The 239-nt window shown below is 48.1% G+C and carries 1 protein-coding gene; it reads left to right on the plus strand.

From position 1 onward, the window contains the following. Positions 1 to 39 precede the first annotated feature (39 nt). A partial coding sequence (locus Q4528_RS15845; RefSeq protein WP_303522698.1) for a hypothetical protein occupies positions 40 to 239 on the plus strand: 200 nt, incomplete at its 3' end.

A 239-nucleotide genomic window follows, 5' to 3' on the forward strand; every position in this document is an offset into this window, starting at 1 on the left:
GGCAACCGCTATGGCAGTTGGCACAACGATCCGACCTTCATGACGCTACCGAACAAAGCAGGCATGCTCAATGAACTCGCCGCCGTTCACCTTGCAGTAGAAGCTAATCAGATTGCACTAAAACGCCAACTTCATACGTCGGTACAAACAATGGCTAGCCGTGGTGGACCTATTCGTGAGCTTATTTTTTCTAAAAAAGCCGCAGGTAAACAGGGTCAACTTTATCGTTTAATTGGCGC

The sequence above is a fragment of the Staphylococcus pasteuri genome (assembly GCF_030547725.1).
Taxonomy (GTDB): Bacteria; Bacillota; Bacilli; order Staphylococcales; family Staphylococcaceae; genus Staphylococcus; species Staphylococcus pasteuri.